An 18,816-nucleotide genomic window follows, 5' to 3' on the forward strand; every position below is an offset into this window, starting at 1 on the left:
ATTTACATCTTTGTTGCTTTTAAAGATCCTTGTTGCACAGACAATAACAATTGCTGCAACAACTGTTGAATAGCAATATGTCTTTCAAGCCGCTTAACAAAATCCATTGAAATATCTTTTGCACTTTGGGGCAACGATTGCCATTCGCCCAAAGCCTTTTCGTAATCACCGGCTTGAATAGCAACTTCCATGCGTGCCGCAATAGCCCCAAGCGTCATCCCTTCAACATTTCCAATCGGTCGCGAAACAATGAGCCCTTTTATCCACGCTAAAATTCGGTCAAAAAAACCAGCATCTGACGCAACAATATTTTGCGTACCAACAATTGCATCGGCAACATGAGCAAAATCAACTGAAAGTTGTGCTGAACTTGGAAGACCTACAGTAGCTGTTTTTTGCAACACATCAAGTCCATCAATCGAAGGCGATAATTGCTGTAACAGCTTTAATTCATTATTATAAGACCCACCACGCTCTACAGCATTTTTTAATGAACTAATTGCAGTAAAGAGCGCGGTATCTATTTTTCTTTTCTCACTATTTTTAACAGCTGTTTCTTCTTGTAGTGCTTCTAACTGTTGTTTTAACGCAGCAAGATCATTTGCATTGCTCTGCCCAACAGACAAAGCCGTCTCTATCTCTTTCGATTTTCTAACAAAAGTTTGTACAGTTTCTTCAAGAGCTTTTACTTTTTCCTCTAAAATCGCAAAAGCTTTTTTGCTTTCTTCTTTCGATAGTTCATCGTTGTTCGTTGTTTTAAACTGTTGTGATGAAAAAGAAGAAAACTCTGTTTTTAATCCATCGATTTCTTGAAGGAGCCGCCTCAATTGTTCCTTTGTGTCTTCACCTTGACTTTTTGCGGCTTCAGCAATCTGCAAAGCTTTTTCCCCTCCAGCAGAATTTGCCACAAAAGGAGAAGAAAAAAAACCAGCCCATTGAAGCCCCATAAAAATTCCCAAAGCAATGAATCCCCCCAAAATTCCAGAAAGGGACAAGAAAAGCCAAGTTGTACTAGCGGTACTTTTATCCTGACCTTGCATATTCTGTTTTTCTCGCGCATGAGATTCTACAGAATTGTGGACTTTTTCCTCTGAATCATGGGGAACAGCTTCATGCTCAATAACTGGTTTCTTACGGCGCGTACCAGCATAATGTGGTTTAATTTTTGGTTTTGAAGAATCGACCATCTCTGTCACTTTTCGTGCACACTTTTTTTAATGATAAAATAATAAAATGAAGAAAGTTTTAAAAATGCAGCTTTTCTCAAATATCTTCGTTTACTTTACATTCTTTTTATAAAGAGTATAACTTTATAAAAATTTTCCAAATCTCATTTTTCTCAATAATATTTATAATTATAGACTTTAATAGACAAGTTTTAAAAAACACATTTGCATTTTATACTCAAAAATACAGCTTTATTTTTTAATCAACAATACCATGAAATTCAAAGAAAATGCCAAAACACATATTTTTCATAGAAAAATCAATTCTAAGAGAAATACTTTGCATCTTTTTCTGTTCATGGTACGCACGCAGGAAAGAAGCTTCAATATAAGGTTTTGTTTAAAATGCGTCTGCTGGGAATAGAAACAAGTTGTGATGAAACAGCAGCGGCTGTCATCGAATATAACAATGAATCAAATAGCCAAATTCTTTCCAATGTTGTTTGGAGCCAAATTGATCACCATGCACCTTACGGCGGTGTTGTTCCTGAAATTGCTGCTCGTGCTCATGTTGAAGTTCTTGATCATTTAATTCTGCAAGCACTAACAGAAGCAAACACAAAATTAAAAGATATTGATGGCATTGCAGCCACCAGTGGACCTGGTTTGATAGGAGGATTGTTGGTAGGCGTTATGAGCGCAAAAGCACTCTCTCTTGCCACTGGCAAACCATTTATTGCGGTAAATCACTTAGAGGGACATGCTTTAACAGCTGTATTAACGCACAACGTCAGCTTTCCTTATTTATTACTTTTGGTTTCAGGGGGGCATACACAAACAATCATTGTTCATGGAGTAGGCAACTACCAACGTTTAGGAACCACTATTGATGATGCATTAGGAGAAGCCTTTGATAAAACTGCAAAACTTTTAGGTCTTCCTTATCCTGGTGGACCAGCACTTGAAAAAGCAGCTTTATTTGGTGATAAAAATCGCATCCCCCTTCCACGCCCTTTAAAGGGTGAAAAACGGTTAGATTTTTCTTTTTCCGGACTCAAAACTGCTGTCCGACAAGCCGCAACAGCCATAGCTCCTCTTACAGAAAATGATATTGCTGACATTGCCGCAAGTTTTCAAGCCGCCGTGACCGATACGATACATGATCGTATTCACCTAGCCCTACAACACTTTACCCACCAATATCCTCTCTCTCATGATCAAGGAAAGCGTTCTCCTGCTTTGGTTGTCGCGGGCGGTGTTGCAGCAAACCAAGCCATTCGCTCTACATTGCAAGAACTTGCCCATCAACATGGTTTTGAATTTATAGCCCCTCCTCTTTCCTTGTGTACCGATAATGCTGCAATGATTGCTTTTGCCGGTGCACAAAAACTCGTACGAGGAGAAACAAGCTCTCTCGACATTGCACCCCGCTCACGCTGGCCATTAGATGAAAAAGCCCCCCCCTTAATCGGAATGGGACGCCGTGGAACAAAAGCATAATAAAATTGACGTTCCCCCACACACACATCTTAAAAAACGAAGATTTCTATTCAATCTGGTCTACAGATAGTCCGAACTCTCTATCGAGAAGATTCCACCTGCTTCCCACTCTCACAATTCACTTAACCCAAAGCTCGACACGCAAACCTAAATATTCACCACACATTCTAAAAAACTTTATGTTTCAAAAAACTGCCTTATATCATTACACTTCAAATGACGGTATTTTGCGGCATAATAAGATCGACTCTTTCCCACGAAGTATAGATATGAAAGCCATTCTTTGGCCTCATCATCTTTGACCTTCTATTCGTTTCATTGCCGTTGTAATTTAAAGCTTTTTAGAATCAATTTTCTTAATTTTTTCCAACAAACTCTTATAGTGACCGCATTTCAAACCATAGCTGCAAAGATAAGCAAAGAGCAAAATACCTTTATACAACATGAAATATCAATGAATCGCGTTTCTCTGCTACACGTTATTTTGAAACAAGAAAAAACAGATAATGCCCGTTCTTTACCCCATTTTAAAAATCATCGTTGATGGTGTTACAAAGATGCTTATAAAAATGCATATTATGAATGCATAATAGTCTATTAAAAAGGAGAACTCATGGCTTATTGGCTTTTTAAATCTGAACCCCACAAATGGTCATGGGAGATGCAAAAGAAAAAAGGAGTTAATGGCGAACAATGGGATGGTGTACGCAATTATCAAGCCCGTAATAATATGCGCGCCATGAAATATGGCGATAAAGGTTTTTTTTATCACTCAAATAAAGGTTTAGAAATTGTAGGCATTGTAGAAATATGTGCTGAAGCACACCATGATTCTACAAGCTCTGATCCACGCTGGGAATGTGTGGATATCCGTGCACTTTGTGACATGCCAACACCCGTTTCATTAAAACAAATTAAAGCCAATCCGAAACTAGCAAATATGGTGCTGGTTAAAGCCAGCCGCTTATCAGTACAACCCGTGACAGAAGATGAATGGAAAGAAGTCTGTTTGATGGGCAACCTTAAAAGTGAAATGCTTTTATCTTAAAACAATAATTTTTATTCATTAATTCATATAAAAAGATGCTCCATAGCATTGCACAAAAAATCTCTTTATGATGCATCTTTTCGGCATTGCTAAAGGCAAAGCTTACTCAACGATTATAATAAGCAACACCACAAACATCACACATAGCCCCCCCTCGCACACAAATGCAACGAAAAAACAAAACTGAGCGTGGATAAAAAAACAATAAAATGACCGTGAAATTCTCCGAAACAGTGCATATGTGTTAGGTGTTGCACAGTTTTCTTCGGGCTTAAAAAACGCATCATATTGAGCATTCACCGTTTTGCATATTGAATGAAAGTCTCTTATACCGCAGGCTTCTCTCATTCCCAACCTGTTTATATTGAATTAATCACAAGCTATTTGCTTGCACATTACAAGCGGAGAAGGTTCCGTATGGATAAAAACGTGAAAGAAAGGACTAAACATTCCTTTTATGAATCGTCTCAAGTGCCAAGGACTGTCCGCAACACCCACGAGATGGCAAACTGTATGATAGTGTCGGCTTGTTTCTCCATAAGCGTAAAGATGATGACACTTAATGGCTAAAACACCTTCTAGAGCATAAAAAATGCTTCCAACCAATACATAAAATACTCTGCAGACGGAAATACCTTCTTTTCAGCAAGCAACCATAGAAATGATAAAAGTTTATTTTTAGAGACCCTCTTTTTTTAATTTTCCTCTTTTAATTTTTCTTGCATGAAATCTCATTTTTCACGAAACTACTCTTTACCAATCAGTGCATCAACATGCCTATAAGGAAAAACATGAACCACTATACTCTTTTAATTGTTGAAGACGATGATCTACGCCCCGTTTTAGTAGAACAATTGCAAATGCATCAAGAGTTTGAAATTTTCCAAGCCAAAACAGCAAAAGCAGGAATGAAAATAATCCAAGAAGAAAATATTGATCTTGCTATTTTGGGACTTGAACTTCCTGATCTTGATGGTTGCAAAGCCGTGAAACAATTACGCACCCAAGGATTTCGTGCCCCTATTATCATAATAACGAATTATGATACAGACTGCGATAATATTTTAGATCTTGAAACAGGCGCCAATGATTATGTGACAAAACCCTTTCGCTTTGCGGTGTTATTAGCGAGAATTCGAGCACAGCTGCGCCAATATGAACAAAATGAAGATGCAACCTTTCACATTGGACCCTATACTTTTAAACTAAGACAAAAACTTCTTCTTGATCAATGTAACAATAAAATCTGTCTCACAGAAAAAGAAGCAGCAATTCTTAAATGTCTCTATCATGCCAATGATAAAATTGTCAGCCGTGAAACATTGTTAGAACAAGTTTGGGGTTATAATGAAAATATTGTCACCCATACTTTAGAAACCCACATCTATCGTTTGCGACAAAAAATCGAAAAAGATCCCTCTAATGCACAAATTCTCATGACAGATCAAAATGGTTATCGTTTAAATCTTTAATTCGAGATTTACTGTTTCAAAAATAATTTTAATATCCTAAATGAAAACAAAAGCGAGATGAAAAAACTTCACATATAATTGGAATGCTATTACATAGAACTTACTCTTATGACAAAATATATAACATTATGAATAAAAACGAAATATTCCAACATGAGAACCAGAAACAAAAATGCTTTCAAACCTCACGATATACTTTGTAACTTCTGCTTCACATGCTTTTGTTCTCTCTAAAATTTTTAATATGTTCCGCATATAAATAATCGTGATATCTTTTAACGACATTCTTGATCATAACTATCATCTTTAGATGCGTGATGTTTATGATTATTTTTTTCAGAAATACCGCTCCACGCACTGCTTTATCTCACATTCACGAACCTAAATTAAGAGATGTTTTTTATCTTTATAGTTTTTCTCCATCCTTTATGATTTTATCTCCTCTTAAGAGGTTATATAATTAATGATATAACGCTAAATGTTTATCCTAACGATAAAGCCACTGAGCACCACCGTCTTTACGCTTATAAAAGAACAAGCTGGCACTATCACACACTTTGTTAGATATCGATGTTGGCAGATAGCCCTTGACACTTGAGATAGTTCATAAGAAGCATTTTAATCCTTCTTTGTACAGTTTTTAACCACCATGAACCATATTATGCAAGATCCCTTAGACTCTGCTATTTTTATGCTTACGAAGACATCAGCATTTTTTTCTCTTAAAATGTTTCCACTATTCATGAAATATGGTTCGGTATATAGATACTTGAGATTTTTTATTCACATGCCAATTCCACATATAATGTACAAAAGAATATTTTTTGATTGTAAATACAAAAAATTGAAATAAGAGAATCCTTCTATATTTGCGGTTCTTATGCCAATGGCAAAATGATTAATTATCTTTATAAATTAAAATATTCCGCACTTGTGGTGATAAAGCAGGAATAAAAATACGTCGCGACTGACGACGCTGTACGAGCAAACCTTGATAAACACGTTTTTGTGCCTGACACATTAAGAGTCCACCAAAATAAGGCAAAAGATAGCGTGCAAATGGCTCATAAAAAAATGAGAACAACCGCGAAACATAACTCGTAGAAGGCATATAATGTACAATTTCTTGTATTGGCCCAGAAACAAAATTTGTTTTTTCGAACAAACGAGTAATTTGTTGCCGACTATAGGGTTCGCCATAACCAAAGGGCGTAGTAATATTTCGCGCCCAAAAGCCAGAGCGATTAGGTACAATAACAATTAAGCGGCCATTGGGTGCTAAAACACGCCATATTTCATTCAACGTTTCAAATGAATTTTCTGTATATTCTAATGCATGTACCAATAAAATACAGTCAACTGACGCATCCGGAAGCGGCAAATCTTCTTCAAAAACAAGCGCTGCAGCAACTTGCTCCGCACAAGGCCAAGACGAAGCACCCTGGGAAGCTGGCATAAAAGCAAAACATTGTTGGGCACGTTCACGCAATATAGAAAGATAAGGAAGTGCATAACCCAACCCCATAATCCGTTTATCCGTAAGATCAGGCCACCATAAATTCAACTGGTCACACAGCGTCTTTTGTACACGCAAACCAAGTGCAGAAGTATAAAAATCTTTCAGCGTAACGATATCCAACTCAACCTACCATGTAGAAACAAATTTCAAACATTACAGATTTTCATATACCCAACTTATATGGACTTCTGCCCTTTTTCCGCAATAGCGAACATTTCAATATTTCATATTTTAAACTTAAATGATCAAAAAATCAGTACAAAAGGATGATTATTGCGTTACAAGCGCTTTAATCATTTTCTTGGAGATGAACCCCATAGAAGTTCTTCATACACTGTTTCCGACATCAATTAAGAAAAAAGCCAACACTGGTTAATTAAAACGAAGCAATCTTTCAAGATAGTTTTTTTCTTCTTCTGGAATATGCTCTTTACCAAGACGTTTGCGAATTTCATCCAAAATCTGCCGCGTACGCATTTGATCACTTTCTTGTGGTAGTGCCTCACCTTCTTGTTCTTCATCTGTTTTTGAAGAAAGTGGGCGTCCTAACGGATCTTTAGGACCAAAACCAGCATTTTGATCATCTCCCGTTTCTTTGAGTGCTTCGCGCATTTTTTTCAAAACATTTTGTGCACCTTGCCTCAAAGATTCCAAAGCATCAGACTGATTTTGTATAGATACCTGATGATTTCCATTATCAAGAGCATTTTCCGCAGAATTCATTTTTTCTTCTGCCCTTTTCAATGCGCCCCCTGTTTCAAATCCTTGTTCTGATAATTCTTTTTCCAATGTTGATAATTCAGACTGCAATTCAGTTTGACGTTTTTTTAAAGATCTGCTTTGTGTCTCCGGCACATTTTCTCCGCGTTTTTGTTCCATCTCTAACTGATGTGTTTCATTGAGAATTTCTTGCTGACGACGCATTAAATCCCCAAGCTGGTCCATCTTTTCTGTCATTTGTGCAGATTGGCTTTTTTCTCCCTCATTTTGATTGCCTTTTTGCACATGCAAATGATCAAGCGTCTGTTCAACTTCCGCCAAGAGTTGTTCAGCTGCTAAAGAAGAGCCCGTTTTAGCCATTTCCTCAATTAAATTTAGCTTTTCTTGTAATGTAGCTTCAGAAAGATTAGGACTTTTTGAGCTTTTAGAATTTTTAGAAACTTGACTATCTGGTGCTTTTTCAGCCAAAGCACGGATATACTCATCCATAGCTTGACGTAAATCTGCCATAAGCCGTTCAATTTCTGCCGCTGAAGCACCGTAACGCAGTGCATCACGTAAAGCAGCTTGTGCTTGTTTTAAATTTTTTTGCACGGATTCAAGCTGATTATCTTCAATACCCAAAGCAATTTGCCATAGATAATCCACCACACCACGCAAATCCTCTTCTGTTTGTGCTAAAGAAAGTCTTGTCCACGCACTTTGTAGAACAAGAAAATGCATTGCATTTTGCAACCCCTTTTCTGGACGTACAAGCAAAGCAGAAAGCATATCCAATACACGCTCTCTCGCAGAAGCATCAAGCGCTAATAAACGACGCAATTCACTCACCGCACGCGCAACAGGATTTGAAAAAACGTGTTGCGGTAATGTCATGACAAAAGTTTTGCTACGTCCTTTCTGCCCCGCACCATCTTCTGCCACCAAAGTAATTTTGACTTGCGAACCCGCCCACGGATGCGCTGATATATCTTGCACCATCCGCATTTTTCCCTTTCCACCACGCGGAAGAAGAAGCTCTATTTCCGGAGCATTATAAAGAGAAGAAGCACTTTTATTCTGAGGAAGAAAAGGCTCTATTTCAACAAAAGCCTTTGTCACACCATAATCATCATCCACCATATATCGTAACTCTAACGATCCCGTTAAAATCCGCCCTGGTTTTTCCAGCCAATGAATTGTCGGAAGCGTGTCCTTAACCATCTGCAAATGCCACTGCTGTTTTTTACGACGTGATGATACAAATAAATTCATTGAATGCTTGAAATGTGTTTCAAAATGAACAATTGGATCATTCAAAGCTGTTTGTTCCGTTTTCTCTGAAAACGAAACTTCCCTCCCATCTTCTACAGACTTTGCTTTTACTGTAATGCCAGCTCCATTGACAACACGCACAACAACATTACTCCCTTCAGGAATTTCTAGTTGTGTTTTCTCATCTTTTGTCAAATAAATCGGTGCCACACCGGTATAAGCAGGTGGTGTTACCCAAGCATCAATCCGCATGAGTTTTTCATCAACGACAGGACGAAAATCAAAGGCATCAGCCAAACGCCCCCCTTGTGAACCAAAAGAAAAACTAAAAGAGCACACAAAAAGAAGAGCACACAAAGCCCTCAAAGCAAAAGGATCGTAATCCGCACTATTAAGAGAGATAAATCCAGTTTTTAAATGATATAATTGCTTTGCCATTCGGCGTTGATGTTCACGCCAAATAACAGCACTAAAATCTTCATCATTTTCAGAACATAAACGATCTGTTTGAATATTCAAAGGCTGGTGTCTAAGATCATTGACGCGTTCAAGACGGCAATTTACTTCCCGCATTGTGGGAAACCGAAAACGAATAAGAAAAAATAAACTCGCCCCAGCACAAACAAGTATAATCCCAAGTAAGAGCAAATGTGACCAATAGCCCAAAATGCCAAAAAGTCCCAACCAGCTAAACGAACAAAAGAGACTAAGAACAAGGAAAAATGGCAACAACCGCACCCACATCCGTTCAAATGAAAGGATCCCCCACATCAAAATGCGCACACACAAAAGCTTCATTGCAAAGCCTTTAATGTTTTTATTTTTCATAAACAAGCATTTATCCCCTTTTATCGTGGTGCATTAAGATCATAAACCCCATACAAAACAATTTCTAGAAAATAAATTGTTTCATCAAAGTTTAGTAAAAATAAGACCAAAAATATTTAATAATGCTCAATCTAATTTGGGTTCAATCCAATCTGGAACATGATCACAGCCTATCAATTGTGCATAATCAAGGCGTGGACGAATAACTGCATAACGTGTATCCTGAACCAGAACCTCCGGCACCAAAAGTCGACTATTATAAGTGCTTGCCATCACTGCGCCATAAGCCCCCGCTCCTGTTAACATCAAAACATCACCCGCTTTCAACACTGGTAAAGAACGTTCCAAGCCTAAATAATCACCAGTTTCACAAATAGGACCAACAATATCAGCATTAATCAGAGGGGCATCTACTGGTGCTTTTTTCACTGGCATTATATTTTGCCACGCATCATAAAGCGTTGGACGCATGAAATCATTCATCGCCGCATCAACAATAACAAAATTTCGTCCTTCCCCCTTTTTTAAATACACAACCGATGTCACCAACACACCGGCTTCACCAACAATACTACGCCCAGGTTCTAAGATAATATTAATCCCTAAAGGAGCAATATATTTCTTTACCAGTTCTGCATACTCAAAAGGAGAAGGTACTGGATGCTGCTCATAACCATAAGGGATACCAAGCCCGCCCCCAATATCGATATGGGTTATCGCATAACCATTATTCCATAATTGACGCACAAAATCTGCAACAATAACAAATGCATCTTCAAACGGTTTTAAATCACAAATTTGACTACCAATATGGAGATCAACACCACACACATGAAGACCGGGCAATTGGGCTGCTTTTTTATATGCATCACCCGCCAAAGACAAAGGAATACCAAATTTATTCTCAGACTTGCCTGTTGTAATTTTCTTATGAGTCTTAGCATCCACATCAGGATTAATGCGTAAAGAAATCCGAGCCGTTTTTGAAAGCGCATCAGCTCGCGCCGATAATTGTTCAAGTTCTTGCTCTGATTCAACGTTAAAACAATAAATATCTTGTGCAAGAGCAAAATCTATTTCTTTCACTGTTTTACCAACACCAGAATAAACAATATTCTGCGCAGGAATACCAACAGCAAGTGCACGCCGTAATTCCCCTTCTGAGACCACATCAGCTCCCGCTCCATTGTTAGCTAAAAGTTGTAAAACCGCTTGATTGGAATTCGCTTTAACCGCATAAGCAATTAAACTCGGCATATCATGAAATGCATTCTGATAATCTTTAAAATGTGCAACGATTGAGCTAGCTGAATAACAATAAAAAGGTGTTCCAACTTTCCGCGCAAGTTCCAAAAGCGAAAGACCTTCAGCGTGGAGCACACCCTGATGATAAGAAAAAAAACGCATAAAAATCCCTATTGTATCAACCTATCAAGAATAAAAGGTTTATCTGTTTTGCCTTGAGGAACAAAAGTTCCTTGTGAAGAATTCACTCCTGGTGAAGGAGGTAACTCTAATGACCCTTTACGCCCACACCCAACGATACCCAAGCCCCCCAAAAGAACAATCATCAACCCCTTTAATATAATTTTCATCTGTCCTCTTTCCTCATCTCGATCTCTTTTTTACCTTTAAAATACAATCACTCAAACGCTCACGAGACGCTTTTTCCAATACGCAATTTGCCGAAGAACCTCTGAAGGTGCTGTTCCCCCAAAGCTTTTACGACTTTCAACAGATTTTTCAACGGTCAAAACATCAAAAAGTGTCGCATTAATATCAGGACAAATTGCTTGAAGTTCATCTAATGATAAATCATGAAGGCGACACTGTTTTTTTTCTGCTAATGCCACAGCACATCCTGTTATATGATGTGCTTCGCGGAAAGGAATCGCTGATTCGCGTACAAGCCAATCAGCAAAATCTGTAGCTGTTGCATACCCTAAATCCGCTGCTTGTTTCATGGCTTTTTTATTCACTTTCAAATCAGCAATCATCCCTGTCATTGCTGCTAGTGATAATTCCAAACTCAAAGCCCCATCAAACACATATTCTTTATCTTCTTGCATATCCTTCGAATAAGCAAGGGGTAACCCTTTCATCACCGTTAACAGCCCCATTAATGCACCATTCAACCGGCCTACTTTAGCCCGAACAAGTTCGGCCGCATCAGGATTTCTCTTTTGTGGCATAATAGATGAACCCGTTGAAAAGGCATCTGATAAATGAATAAAACAAAATTGTTCACTTGACCAAAGAATTATTTCTTCTGCTAAACGCGAAAGATGCGTTGCACAAAGAGCGCCAGCGCTTAAAAATTCCAATGCAAAGTCACGATCCGAAACACTATCAATTGAATTGCGTGTAGGTTCTCGAAAGCCTAGCGCTTTTGCTGTCATAAAACGATCAATCGGAAAGCCTGTCCCCGCTAAAGCAGCCGCCCCTAAAGGCGATTCATTCATTCGCTCAAGGGCATCATGCATCCGCGATAAATCTCGACCAAACATTTCAACATAAGCCATCATATAATGACCAAATGTTACGGGTTGAGCCAATTGTAAATGCGTAAAGCCTGGCATAAAAGTATCAACATTTTGTTCTGCTCGAATAAGCAATTGCTCTATCAATCCTTTTAAAGCTTGTGCTATCTTTTGCGTTGCTTCACGCACCCACAAGCGAAAATCAACAGCAACTTGATCATTGCGTGAACGCGCCGTATGCAAACGCCCTGCTACAGGACCAATCAATTCGCTCAGTCGTGCTTCAATATTCATATGAATATCTTCAAGCTTTCGTGAAAAAACAAATTTACCGTCTTCAATTTCTTGGCGAATAAGTTTCAAACCATGAGCAATTTTTTCATAATCTGATTGTGAAATGATTTTCGTTTGCGCTAACATAGCCGCATGAGAAAGAGAACCTTCAATATCTTGTCGATAAAGTTTTTGATCAAAATCAATAGAAGCATTAATTTCTTCCATAATTGCAGCAGGACCTGCCGCAAACCGACCACCCCACATTTGGTTCTTTAACTTCTCATCTGTCATATTCTGAAAACACCTATTTAAAGGACAAAATTATGATTTTTCAAATTTTCATCAGCGAAAAAAACAATAAAAAAAGGCAACTCTCCCTTGCTTTCTTTATCATTGCATTGAGTTTATACGCAACCATAAACTACGATACCAAAAGAGAGTCTTTTCTTTTCAATTTCATTTCAGCAGCACAAGCACAAGAAATAAACATTAATAAAGCACGAACAGAAAAAATGATGGCGATACGAAAAGCAGCAAAAGGCTTTTTTAGCCACATACGATTTGCTGATACGCCCTCAGATATGAATAAACTCTCTTTCAAGGATATTCAAGGAAAAGAGCACTCTCTCAGCGAATTTACTGGAAAACCAATGCTGGTCAATCTATGGGCTATTTGGTGTGCACCTTGCCGCACAGAAATGCCCGAACTTGCGCAATTAAAACGTGAATTAGGTGGAGAAAACTTTGATGTCATAGCTATTAATATTGATAAAACTGCTTCTCCTGAAAAAATTCAGCAATTTTTACAGAATATTCATTCAGATAATTTGCTTTACTATCGCGATGAAACAATGGATATTTTCAACAATGTTAGAAAACAAGGGCTCGCTTTAGGACTCCCCGTTACATTGCTCATCGATAAAGAGGGATATCTCATTGCTTCCTTCAATGGTGCTGCTCCATGGGCCAATGACGATGCCAAAGCACTTATAAAAGCAGTTATTAAAGAAGCCCTATAATTTTAATAGCCGCGTCTTTTTAAACGTTGTATAATGAGATCCAGTGCTGATAAAAAAGCAGAACGGTCTTTACGGCAAAAAGGACGGGGACCACCTGTTATACTGCCCTGTCCACGCAAATCTTCCATCAAATTGCGCATCGCCAAAGCCTGCCCCATTGAATTTACATCAAAAATACGCCCCGTTGGCGAAAGACAAAAACCCCCAGCTTGCACAACCCGTGCTGCCAAAGGAATATCACTGGTAATAACGATACTTGCCTCATGCACATGTTCTACAATCCAATCATCAGCACCATTGAATTCACCAGCAACGACCACTCTTTCAATGAGTGCTTCATCTGGAAGAGACAAAAAACGATTTGCCACAACAAATGTCTTAAGCTGATAACGATTCATCACACGATAAACTTCATCTTTTACAGGACAAGCATCCGCATCAATCAACAAAGTGATAGCAGGCTTTATTGGGATACTCATACCTTGGCTTTCAAGCAATAATAAGCTCTTTCATTCATCTGAATGTTGCAAATCCTTGCGATAAAACATTATCGCCGCGTTTATTTCTCCTCCCAAAATAAAAATTGCACTCAATATGTAAAGAAAAATAATAGCAACCATAATAGATGCCAACCCTGCATAGGTTGAAATATAATCAAACATCGTTAAATATTGCGCAAAAGCGATAGAAGCCATAAACCATATAAACATTGTCACCACTATTCCTGGTAAAATATCTATAAATTTCCGCCGCCCTGCTGGAAGCCACTTATGAACAATCAAAAGACTAATAAACAAAATAACGATTGCAACTGTATAACGCCATACACGAATAGCAGCAATATATTCAGTCATAAAAAAAGAATGGTTTTGCATAATTTTGATCAACAAAGGCGTCAGAATCAATAAAAAGCTAATCACAACAAGACCAACAGCTCCAAGGATTACAAAAAACAGACTTTGAAAACGACAAAATAACAAACTCCGTCGATCAGTAACACGGTAAGCTTTATTTAAAGCCGTACGCAAAGCCTCTATCCCATTAGAAGCAAAATAAGCCGCTCCAATGACAGAAAGCGTCAACACACCTCCTCGATGAATGGTTAAAACATTGACAATTTCCTGAGATAAAGGCTCTGCAATAACATCAGGCAATAACTGCACCAGTGCTTTAATTTTTTGCGGTGTATAAGTAAAAGCACCTAGAAAACGAGCAAACGATGTTCCAAAAATAAAAAAAGGGAAAAATGCTAAAAGCCCCGATAGCGCAACATGGCTTGCAAAAGCACTACCATTATCACGCCAATAATGACTTACTGCGTCACCAAAAATACGATAGCTATACCAAAAGATATTTTTTAACAAAACTCAATACTTTCTGGTAAAACTCTTCCTCAGTCTATTTCAAGTTTTATAAAAATCATCAAAACTCTGCAAATAAATATTTTGCAATGTTGTAGTATAAAGGGCAATAATCAATACGGTCAAGCCTGCTTTATACCAAAACCAAAACAATAACCCACTCTATGAAGTTCTACAACGATTTCATTTTTTTGTCTCTTCTACAGATCAGTAAACTCTTCTGTACATCATATGCCCTATAGCGATCTAAGCAAGATGATCGTGCACACATAAGACCTTTTGAAGTCATGGTTATCTGTATCGAAGCAATCGCCACTCTTTTTTATTGCAATCTATGACTGAGTAGAGAAAAAACTTCTTATCGATTTCTAGAAAAAACAAACGAAATTCAACAAAAACCCCTTGCTTTTACTCACCCTTTTTTAGCAACACTTTGACGTCCAAAATCAGGAGCATCAATTTCCTGTCCAGCATCAATAATATTGCGACGTACAGCACGCGTACGTGTAAAAAAGTTAAACAGTGTCTCACCATCTCCTAAATGAATTGCCCGTTCTAAAAAAGCAAGCCCCTCACTAAAACGGCTCAACATTTCTAAAATAGCATCCTTATTATGCAAACAAATATCTCGCCACATAATGGGATCAGAAGATGCTAAACGCGTAAAATCACGAAAACCGGAAGCGGAATAAGCAATCACTTCCGAATTTGTTACTTTTTCTAAATCACTCGCTGTCCCAACAGTATTATACGCAATCAAATGCGGTAAATGCGAAACAATAGCCAAAACAAGATCATGATGTTTAGGTTCCATCTTTTCGACACGCGCACCACAAGCTTCCCAAAACGCTGTTAATTGTGTGACAGCAGCAGCATCGCTCTCAGCAAAAGGCGTTAAAATACACCAACGATTCATAAATAAATCAGCAAAACCAGCATCCGGTCCTGAATATTCCGTTCCAGCAATTGGATGCCCTGGAATAAAATGAACCGTTTTTGGCAATAAAGGTGCCATTTCCACAACAACCAACGATTTCGTAGAACCAACATCACTCACAATCGCTCCAGGTTTTAAATGATCACGAATGGTTTTTGCTACTTCTGCACTAGCCCCAACAGGAACAGAAAGAATAACCAAATCTGCTCCTTCAACAGCTTTTGCATTATCTGTCGTATAAAAGTCCCCAAGCTCCAATTCACGCGCTCTTTCCAATGTTTCTTGACGACGTGTTGCAATAGAAATCTGAGCCGCAAGTTTTTTCTTTTTAATCACTCTTGCTAAAGAGGACCCAATCAGGCCGATTCCAATGAGTGCTATTTTTTCAAACTGAATATGGGGCATCTTTCACCTTTAAAAACTCTTTGAAAACGACAACTAAAGAATAACGCAAGTTACCAATCATTACCTGCACAAGCTAACAACAGATCATTTTACCTAGAAAACACATAAAATATAAATGCACTCTCAATTAAGATAACAACGACTCTACATAAAATCCCATCAGTTTACTTTATCTTACTAATTTACTCACAAAAAAACACATAAAAAGCGTAAGCAGACACCAACTCTTCCCCAATTATCCCGATACGTCCAATTAATTTATACATTAGACCTATATAAGAACGTATTATGCCTCCACCTACAACATCAACACAAGTTTTGCGAATATTGAAAACACCGTAAAACAACGCATACAAAAAAATACCATTAAAAACATTTTCCCCTCCCGATTTCTGATACCGTAAATCAAACAAATACGAGAAAAACACGCCCTCTTAATAAAGAAAAAGTTTGATAACAAAAACACCGAATATCCCTTCAATGGAGTCACAACCCTCACGTAAAATAGAACGCCCTAAACAGAATAGATTTGGACTACAAATTCATGCGTTTATTTTAAAAAGGCATCTCGCTCCCCAGCCTATCTCACGACAGTGTTCGTAAATGTTATAACTATAAATCCATTAAGCACGACCCTCTTTACACCTAATAAAACACTATCATTATATTTGACTACCCCAAATGTTGCGAAAACCCTTGGAATTTGAGAGCATTCATAAGAGACATTTTTAGTGCTTCCTTGTACAGTTTTTATTCACACGCCCCCCCCCACTTATGACGTGCAAAAGACATTGTTCTGATTGATTCAATATGAAAAATTATGAATTATTAATAATAAACAATAGCTAGCTCTGTTTATGAAACACATTCATTGCTAAGAAATCATTTCTGTATCAAACATAAAAGTCTCCCCATAGGTACTGTCGTTTTCATCATAATCTATTTTGACTTTCTCCTCATCCCACGAAGATTCTTAATTCATACCGATCTGCAAACAATTCATTTTCTTGTCTAAAAGATTCCGCTGGATTACTATTTTAAGTGATTCAATTAATCTATAATATATTGATTTATAAAAATAATTATTTTTTTCAATTTGAATCATGACTTCGAATACTGTAAAATTCTTCCATCACAACCCCTCTTATCAATTAAAATCCCTTATCTGTACGTCACAAGAAGACATGTAAGCAAAAAATGATGAAAAACGCTCTCAATGCTAAAAACTGCAGCAACATTAGAGGCTAGCAAAGTATATAATGAATGTCGACTTGCACTTTTATTAAGCGTAACGATAGAGTTGCTCTATGGATTTTATATTCTTCACAAGGAACTTTACTTCTACACCATTCACAAACGTCGTCATAAAATAGATATGACGCACATTGAAAAATATTTCTAAGAAAGCGTATGAATTTACCATACAAGTGTCTTCTGTTGTTTGAGATGCTCTGTTTTGCATGAGGGGTGTTACCCCTATTAAGGCGCTATGAACTAGCCTAATATTCACCACATACTCACACAAAAACACCGAATGCGTAAAATTTTACCTGAGCTCTATATCACGAACCAACAGTGTTTTTCGACACAACAAAATAATAAAACCCTGTAAAAACTGCCTTTCGAAGAAAAATAATTTTTCTGAAGAAAAGTTTCTATAAAACTTTCAAGCTCTTCAAACGCATCCTCAAAAATACAACTAACCTCCACTTGATTAACACAAAAGTTTTAATTGCTGAAAATACCTCTGTGGCGTACTAAAAATAAAAAACCATCATATTTTTAAACTGTTAAGCTGCCATCTGGCGTCGTGCAATAATTGTAAGCCCTAACAAAACTTGACGAATGATAGCCTCGCCCAAAAGTGGATTTTTACGACTGTCTAAAACAGCACTCTGAATTCTTTCCATTGCATAAGAAATTTGTTCTAACTTCCAATATTTTAAAGCTTGTTCAACGATCTTTTTCCGTTGAAAAAAAATGGGAGGCCGCGCTTGAGAAACCACCGTAAAAGGTGATTTTCCTTCAACCTCTACCTGATAACGCAATAGCTGTAATTGCTGAAAATGCCTTTGAGCTGTATTCAAAATAAAAAAAAGCGCCCCATGCACTGCTGCATGTCGGTTAAAATGCGCTTCAAAGCCTGATATATCACCCAATAAAAGAGCATCAATGACTTCATCTTGAGAAAGAGCACTGACATCGCTTACAACAGCTTTTACATCTTCAAGAGTAATATGAACATTTGCAGCGTAAAGACAAAGCTTTTCTAATTCACCTCGTGATACAAGGCGATCCGCCCCTAAACTTTCATGCAACCATCTACGTGCATCCAAAGAAAGAGTCTTCTTAAACTGTCCCAAAACCTCATCAATCAAACCGTCAAGAGAACGCATATCATCTGCAAAACAGGGCAAAGCCATTGCTTTTGATGCCGTCTCAACAGCATTGCGCAACCCTGTTCCTTTTTTTAAATCCCCAGCCTCAATGAGAATAAAACAAGCCTCTGGTGGCTTCTCAATTAAAAGCTTCAAGGCAGAAAGAAAACCTTTTTGGTTAGCAGCATTAGAGATCCATATCAAACGATCTCCCCCAAAAAGCGATAACGTACGCGCTTCATTTTCCAAACGTGCGGGATCTTTATCAATTTCAGCAGCATCCAAACGAATTGTCGAAAATGGATCTTCTATTGCTACCTGTGTAAGTTTTGCAAAACGTTGTGCACGCTCACAAATAAGACCACGATCTGGCCCATAAATGAGAACAACAGGAAAAACACGCGAAAAACGCATTAAAAACTGATCAACTTCATGTGCTTTTTTCTGAACCAC

The 18,816-nt window shown here is 37.8% G+C and carries 14 protein-coding genes; 4 read left to right on the plus strand and 10 right to left on the minus strand.

Going from position 1 to position 18,816, the window contains the following annotated elements; translation table 11 throughout:
- Nucleotides 1-2 precede the first annotated feature (2 nt).
- Nucleotides 3-1,187 (minus strand): COG4223 family protein, encoded by a 1,185-nt coding sequence (locus ACFIK6_RS00200; protein ID WP_375641180.1) that lies wholly within the window; start codon nt 1,185-1,187, stop codon nt 3-5.
- Between the two features lie 384 nt (nt 1,188-1,571).
- Between ACFIK6_RS00200 and tsaD the strand changes: the two genes are divergently transcribed.
- The 3 genes from tsaD (at nt 1,572) to ACFIK6_RS00215 (ending at nt 5,186) form a co-directional block, all read left to right on the plus strand.
- Nucleotides 1,572-2,666 (plus strand): tRNA (adenosine(37)-N6)-threonylcarbamoyltransferase complex transferase subunit TsaD, encoded by a 1,095-nt coding sequence (gene tsaD / locus ACFIK6_RS00205; protein ID WP_375641182.1) that lies wholly within the window; start codon nt 1,572-1,574, stop codon nt 2,664-2,666.
- 613 nt (nt 2,667-3,279) lie between these two features.
- Nucleotides 3,280-3,714, plus strand: coding sequence for an EVE domain-containing protein (locus ACFIK6_RS00210; RefSeq protein WP_375641184.1), 435 nt, complete (start codon nt 3,280-3,282; stop codon nt 3,712-3,714).
- Nucleotides 3,715-4,505: 791 nt separating this feature from the next.
- Nucleotides 4,506-5,186, plus strand: coding sequence for a response regulator transcription factor (locus ACFIK6_RS00215; RefSeq protein ID WP_375641186.1), 681 nt, complete (start codon nt 4,506-4,508; stop codon nt 5,184-5,186).
- Between the two features lie 898 nt (nt 5,187-6,084).
- On the opposite strand, the gene ACFIK6_RS00220 is transcribed toward ACFIK6_RS00215, so the two are convergent.
- From ACFIK6_RS00220 to argH, 5 genes are all read right to left on the minus strand, one after another.
- A complete protein-coding gene (locus ACFIK6_RS00220; protein ID WP_375641188.1) occupies nt 6,085-6,825 on the minus strand; it encodes a methyltransferase domain-containing protein in 741 nt (246 codons plus the stop codon).
- Nucleotides 6,826-7,077: 252 nt separating this feature from the next.
- On the minus strand, nt 7,078-9,507 hold the full coding sequence (locus ACFIK6_RS00225; protein ID WP_375677262.1) for a TIGR02302 family protein: 2,430 nt from the start codon (nt 9,505-9,507) through the stop codon (nt 7,078-7,080).
- A 126-nt stretch (nt 9,508-9,633) separates the two neighbouring features.
- Nucleotides 9,634-10,914, minus strand: coding sequence for a diaminopimelate decarboxylase (gene lysA, locus ACFIK6_RS00230; RefSeq protein ID WP_375641191.1), 1,281 nt, complete (start codon nt 10,912-10,914; stop codon nt 9,634-9,636).
- A gap of 8 nt (nt 10,915-10,922) precedes the next feature.
- The gene (locus ACFIK6_RS00235; protein ID WP_375641193.1) at nt 10,923-11,102 is read right to left on the minus strand and encodes an LPS translocon maturation chaperone LptM; all 180 of its coding nucleotides are present in this window, start codon (nt 11,100-11,102) and stop codon (nt 10,923-10,925) included.
- Between the two features lie 51 nt (nt 11,103-11,153).
- Nucleotides 11,154-12,554 carry an argininosuccinate lyase gene (gene argH / locus ACFIK6_RS00240; protein ID WP_375677263.1) on the minus strand — a complete coding sequence of 467 codons (1,401 nt, stop codon included), beginning with the start codon at nt 12,552-12,554 and terminating at the stop codon, nt 11,154-11,156.
- A 32-nt stretch (nt 12,555-12,586) separates the two neighbouring features.
- Between argH and ACFIK6_RS00245 the strand changes: the two genes are divergently transcribed.
- Complete coding sequence (locus ACFIK6_RS00245) at nt 12,587-13,282, plus strand: TlpA disulfide reductase family protein (RefSeq protein WP_375677264.1); 696 nt, start codon at nt 12,587-12,589, stop codon at nt 13,280-13,282.
- A gap of 2 nt (nt 13,283-13,284) precedes the next feature.
- Here the strand turns inward: ACFIK6_RS00245 and ACFIK6_RS00250 are convergent, their stop codons facing one another.
- From ACFIK6_RS00250 to holA, 4 genes are all read right to left on the minus strand, one after another.
- Nucleotides 13,285-13,761: a YaiI/YqxD family protein gene (locus ACFIK6_RS00250; protein ID WP_375641435.1), complete on the minus strand. Its 477-nt coding sequence runs from the start codon at nt 13,759-13,761 to the stop codon at nt 13,285-13,287.
- Nucleotides 13,762-13,791: 30 nt separating this feature from the next.
- The gene (locus ACFIK6_RS00255; protein ID WP_375641199.1) at nt 13,792-14,646 is read right to left on the minus strand and encodes a YihY/virulence factor BrkB family protein; all 855 of its coding nucleotides are present in this window, start codon (nt 14,644-14,646) and stop codon (nt 13,792-13,794) included.
- A gap of 409 nt (nt 14,647-15,055) precedes the next feature.
- Nucleotides 15,056-15,985: a prephenate/arogenate dehydrogenase family protein gene (locus tag ACFIK6_RS00260; RefSeq protein WP_375641201.1), complete on the minus strand. Its 930-nt coding sequence runs from the start codon at nt 15,983-15,985 to the stop codon at nt 15,056-15,058.
- 1,790 nt (nt 15,986-17,775) lie between these two features.
- Nucleotides 17,776-18,816 carry a DNA polymerase III subunit delta gene (gene holA, locus ACFIK6_RS00265; protein WP_375641203.1) on the minus strand — a complete coding sequence of 347 codons (1,041 nt, stop codon included), beginning with the start codon at nt 18,814-18,816 and terminating at the stop codon, nt 17,776-17,778.

Origin of the sequence: Bartonella sp. AS69XJJH (genome assembly GCF_042195585.1) — a bacterium.
GTDB lineage: Bacteria > Pseudomonadota > Alphaproteobacteria > Rhizobiales > Rhizobiaceae > Bartonella.